This window comes from Pseudomonas sp. (genome assembly GCF_035277045.1).
In the GTDB taxonomy this organism is placed as follows: Bacteria; Pseudomonadota; Gammaproteobacteria; order Pseudomonadales; family Pseudomonadaceae; genus Aquipseudomonas.
Genome location: NZ_DATELE010000073.1, coordinates 1 through 4859, shown reverse-complemented (window position 1 = coordinate 4859; position 4859 = coordinate 1). Strand labels below are relative to the sequence as shown.

Here is a 4859-nt window from a genome sequence, read left to right as displayed (position 1 = left end):
GCTCCAGGCCAGGGAAATGGTCAGCAGGTTGAACACCGAGAGCCATATATAGAAGGCACGCGCGGTCCACAGGTCATCCGCGGCCCGGAAGAACAGCACGGCGAACAGCAGCAGGTTGCTGGCAAAAAAACCATAGGTCCACGGCAGGATACGCCGACGCCGGACCCTGGACGCCAACCAGCCGAATAGCGGCAGACAGATGAGAGTAACGACGAAGGTGCCGGTGAACAGCCATTGCAAATTGTCGACACCGCCCGCCACGCCCATGGTCTCGCGCACCGGGCGCAGCATGAAATACCCGGTGAACAGCAGATAGAACAGCGCAAGACCACCTGCCACGGCGGGCCACTCGCCCTGCTGCAGATTGATGCCTTGGCCCAGGCGCTGCTTCCAGCTCGTCATGGGTTCAGGCGAACTGCTGGATCAGCGCTTTTTGCTGCGCTTCGCTCAGCAGGGGGCCTGCGCCGGCCTTGAGCTGGTCCAACTGCCGGTCGGGGCGCCCGGTGGCCGGAATGACGGTCGTCACGGCGGGGTGGCTGATGGCGAACTTGAGGAACAGCTGCGCCCAGCTGCCGATACCGGCTTCAGCGGCCCAGCCTGGCAATGGCTGGTCCTTGATCCGGGAGAACAACCGGCCGTCGTCGAAGGCCCGGTTGATCAGCACCGCGACGCCCTTGTCGGCGGCCAACGGCAGCAGTTCGCGGGCGGCATCGGGGGCGTTCACCGAATAGTTGATCTGGATGAAGTCCAGCGGATGCTCGCGCAGGATATCGGCGACCGCGCCCTGACCGCTGGCCAGGTAATGGGTGATGCCCACGTAGCGTGTCTTGCCTTGCTTTTTCAGCTCCTGCGCGTAGGGCAACTGGCGCTGCCAGTCGCGCAGGTTGTGGATTTGCAGCAGGTCGACTTTGTCAGTGCGCAGGCTCTTGAGGCTGTCGGCCCATTGGGAGGCGGCGGCGTCCTTGCTGTCGGCGGCGATCTTGGTCGCGATGAAGCACTGCCGGTGCCAGCCGCCCTCTTCGAGCAGCTGCCCGAGTATGGCGTCGGCGCCGCCGTAGTTGGGCGAGGTGTCGATCACCTTGCCGCCGCCGCGGAAGAACACGGAAAGTACCTCTTTGAGCTGCTGGTACTGGCTGGAGCCCGCTTCGACCTCGAAGCTGCCCGAGGTACCCGCGCCGATGACCGGCAGTGCTTCGCCGGTGGATGGGATCTTGCGGGTGAGCAGGCCCGAGGGCGATTCGGCGCGCAGCACGGGACTGGCGGCCAGCAGGCCCAATGCCGCCCCGGCGCGTAGGACATCGCGACGTCCATACATAGGAAAGCTCCCGTAACAATCTGGAAACTTTTCAGGCTAGCCGGTGTGGGGGGTGTGGGCATGGATTTCTGTTTCTGAATATTTTCGGATTTTCAGTGCCCGTACCGGCCTCTTCGCTGGCAAGTCAGCTCCCACAGGCACGGTGTTGCTCACAAAGGCGGCGGCAACCTGTGGGAGCTGGCTTGCCAGCGAAAAGGCCGGTGCTGACAAAGCATGCTCCCCGAGCGGTGAAACCTTCAAGCCTGAACTAGCCTTGTGCCACTTCCCGCTTGAATCCGTCCACGACCACCCGCCAAAGGACTGCCCAGATGACCGCTTCCCCCCTGCTCTCCGCCTTCCTGCCCCTCGCATTGGGCATCATCATGCTGGGCCTTGGGCTGTCCCTCACCCTGGCGGACTTCGCTCGCGTCGTGAAGTACCCCAAGCCAGTGGTCATCGGCCTGGCGTGCCAGATCCTGCTGCTGCCCTTCATCTGTTTCCTGATCGCCAACGGCTTCGGCCTGGCGCCCGCGCTGGCCGTTGGCCTGATGCTGCTGGCGGCCTCGCCCGGCGGCACCACGGCCAACCTGTTCAGCCACCTGGCCCACGGTGACGTGGCACTGAACATCACGCTCACGGCAGTCAACTCGCTGATCGCCATCCTGACCATGCCGCTGCTGGTGAACCTGTCCCTAGGCTGGTTCATGGCGTCGGACCAGGCCATCCCCCTGCAATTCGCCAAGGTGCTGCAGGTATTCGCCATCGTCCTGCTGCCGGTGGCCCTGGGCATGCTGATCCGCCGCTACGCGCCAGGGTTCGCGGCGCGCATGGAACGGCCGATGAAGCTGGTGGCGGCGCTGTTCCTGGCCTTCACCATCGTCCTGGCATTGGTCAAGGACTGGGGCACGGTGCTCGAGTACGCCCCGCTGGTAGGCGGCGCCGCGCTGCTGTTCAACGTGCTGAGCCTGGGCGTTGGCTACTGCGTGCCGCGCATCCTGCGCATTCCGCGCCGCCAGGCCATCGCCATCGGCATGGAAATCGGCATTCACAACGGCACCCTGGCCATCGCCCTGGCGCTCAGCCCGAGCCTGCTCAACAACGCGACCATGGCCGTGCCGGCCGCCATCTACAGCCTGATCATGTTCTTCACCGCGGCGGCGTTCGGCTGGTGGGTCAGCCGTGGCCATGCCGCGGCTGACGGCGCCCGTGACGGCGAAACAGCCAACTGAGGCAGGTCAGACACGCCGCCTCGCCCGCAGCTGGCGCTTGAGCACGCGCAGCGGCGGCGCGTAGAAGAAGCCGAAAGACACGCTGGCGTCGCGGCCCTTCACGGCATGGTGCAGGCGGTGCGCGCGGTGCAGCCGCTTGAGGTAGCGCAGGCCCGGCCGCGGCCTGCTCGGCCAGTGACGGTGGAAAAAGCAGTCATGGGCCAGCACGTAGAGCACCCCGTAGCTCGCCACACCCGCCCCGACCCACTGCAGCGGCGCATGCCCGGCCTTGCCGGCCGCCACCAGCGCGCAGGCGATCAGCGCCAGGGCAACCAGGTAGACATCATTGGTTTCCAGCATGCCCAGGTGCGGTTCATGGTGCGAGCGATGCAGCCACCAGCCCCAGCCATGCATGATGTGCTTGTGGGTCAGGGTGCCCACGCCTTCCATGGCCACCAGGGTGCCGACCAGCACGGCAAGATTGAACAGCATGTAGCGCGTCCGGGGGATTTTTCAGGGAGGCGCAAGCCTATCATCTGGGCACGCCTTTTTCATGAAAACGAGGTCATGTGCAAGTTTTCTTGTCACATTTCTGCGCTTGACCGTGTTCTGCCGCGCGAGTACCTTTCGCGACGCATTTCCGCACCTCATCAAAGGAGTCCTGCATTGGACGGTAGCCCCAGTCGATTGCGACAGGTTCACACGGCGAGCTAGTCCGGCAGTTCCCTGCCACTGTCTCGCCGCATCTGGTAGACGGTGGTCATTTCCAGCCCTCTGGGCTGAAGCCCCCTTCTCTCTTCCCGGTCCCTGCCCCAGCGGCACCTGACCGCGTGGCCCTGCGCATTCCCGTTTTGATCAGCCACGCCGCGCATCGACGGCGTTCGTCCGGGCCTTGGCCCGTGGAAGAGGTTTGCTATGGATTGGAAAGTATTCTTGCTGCGCGTCAGCATCGCCCTCGCGCTGGGGGCCCTGATCGGCGCCGAGCGTCAACTGCGTCAACGCCTCACCGGCCTTCGCACCAACGCGCTGGTCAGCACCGGCGCCTGCCTGTTCGTGCTCATGACCCAGGCGGTCCCCGGCATGCAGCCCTCCGACGCTTCACGCATCGCGGCCTACGTGGTGTCGGGCATCGGCTTTCTGGGAGGCGGCGTGATCATGCGCGACGGTTTCAACGTCCGCGGTCTGAACACCGCCGCCACGCTCTGGTGTACTGCTGCCATCGGCATCCTCTGCAGCCTGGGGCTGTTGCTCGAAGCGGCACTGGGCAGTCTGGTGGTGCTGTGCGCCAATATCCTGCTGCGCGATATCGCCCAGCGTCTGGATCACCAACAGGTTGTCCCCGCCACGGAAGTCGAGCAGCGCTTCGAGGTGCGCATCGTCTGCCGCGCCGAGGATGAGATCCAGGTACGCAGCCTGATGCTGCAAAACCTCAGCGATCCCGGCCTGCGTCTGCAATCACTGCACAGCGAGGATCTGACGGATACCACCCGCCTTGAAGTACGCGCCGAGCTGCTGGGCAACCCGGAAGCGGCGAGCCAGCTGGAGCGGCTGGTCGGCCGGGTCAGCCTGGAGAAAGGTGTGAGCGCGGTCCGCTGGCAGTTGCAATCGGTGGCGGCGGACTAGGCCTGCGACTCGGCCACATGACCGTCCGCCGGGCCCAGCTCGACCAGGCAGATGCGGTCGCGCCCCTCCCGCTTGGCACGGTACAGCGCTCCATCGGCGCTGGCCATCAGGCTTTCAGGGGTGACGTCGCGCAAGGCGGGACGCACCACTGCCACGCCTGCACTGGCGGAGACGACGCCCGATGGGCTCTTCGCATGCTCGATGGACGCCCGGCGCAGCGCCTGCAACACCTCGTCGACGATGGCTGCTGCGCCATCGCCGTCGGTCGCGGGCAAGAACAGCGTGAATTCCTCGCCACCGTAGCGTACCGCCAGGTCGCCCGGCCGCTTCAACGCGCCCGCGAGCAGCTCGCCCACGCGGCGCAGGCACCGGTCACCCGCCGGATGGCCATAGGTGTCGTTGTAGAGCTTGAAATAGTCCAGGTCCATCATCACCAACGCAACGGGATAGTCCTGCCGGCGCGCCCGGCGGATCTCCTGCTCCAGAATGCCGTCCAGGCGCCGGCGATTACCCAGGCCAGTCAGGCTGTCGGTCATCGCCAGGTCCTTGAGGGTTCGGTGGGCGCGATGCAAGGCCTGCTCGATGGCCATGCGTTCGCGCACCTGGCGCAACACCACCAGGCCGAAACTGGACAGCCCGACAAGCAGCAACAGCAAAATGATCACTGTCTTGATCATGTCATGGCGCCAGGAGTCGAAGATCGAGGCGCGCGACAGGCCTGCCTCGGCCACCAG

General features: G+C 65.3%; 5 protein-coding genes and 1 pseudogene. 2 read left to right on the top strand and 4 right to left on the bottom strand.

What is annotated here, in order from left to right:
• Positions 1 to 402 (bottom strand): annotated as a pseudogene (locus tag VJS90_RS03085) (MFS transporter); the annotation flags it as partial.
• Positions 403 to 406: 4 nt separating this feature from the next.
• On the bottom strand, positions 407 to 1315 hold the full coding sequence (locus tag VJS90_RS03080; RefSeq protein WP_324118989.1) for an aldo/keto reductase: 909 nt from the start codon (positions 1313 to 1315) through the stop codon (positions 407 to 409).
• A gap of 308 nt (positions 1316 to 1623) precedes the next feature.
• Between VJS90_RS03080 and VJS90_RS03075 the strand changes: the two genes are divergently transcribed.
• The gene (locus VJS90_RS03075; protein WP_324118987.1) at positions 1624 to 2523 is read left to right on the top strand and encodes a bile acid:sodium symporter family protein; all 900 of its coding nucleotides are present in this window, start codon (positions 1624 to 1626) and stop codon (positions 2521 to 2523) included.
• 6 nt (positions 2524 to 2529) lie between these two features.
• Here VJS90_RS03075 and VJS90_RS03070 read toward each other — a convergent pair whose 3' ends face one another.
• Positions 2530 to 2994, bottom strand: a complete 465-nt coding sequence (locus tag VJS90_RS03070; protein ID WP_324118985.1) for a beta-carotene hydroxylase — start codon at positions 2992 to 2994, stop codon at positions 2530 to 2532.
• Positions 2995 to 3417: 423 nt separating this feature from the next.
• Here VJS90_RS03070 and VJS90_RS03065 point away from each other — a divergent pair, with 423 nt between their 5' ends.
• The gene (locus VJS90_RS03065) at positions 3418 to 4125 is read left to right on the top strand and encodes an MgtC/SapB family protein (RefSeq protein ID WP_324118983.1); all 708 of its coding nucleotides are present in this window, start codon (positions 3418 to 3420) and stop codon (positions 4123 to 4125) included.
• Here VJS90_RS03065 and VJS90_RS03060 read toward each other — a convergent pair.
• Positions 4122 to 4859 (bottom strand): GGDEF domain-containing protein (locus VJS90_RS03060; RefSeq protein WP_324118981.1); only part of this gene is annotated, 738 nt, incomplete at its 5' end. The two genes, VJS90_RS03065 and VJS90_RS03060, sit on opposite strands and share 4 nt — an antisense overlap.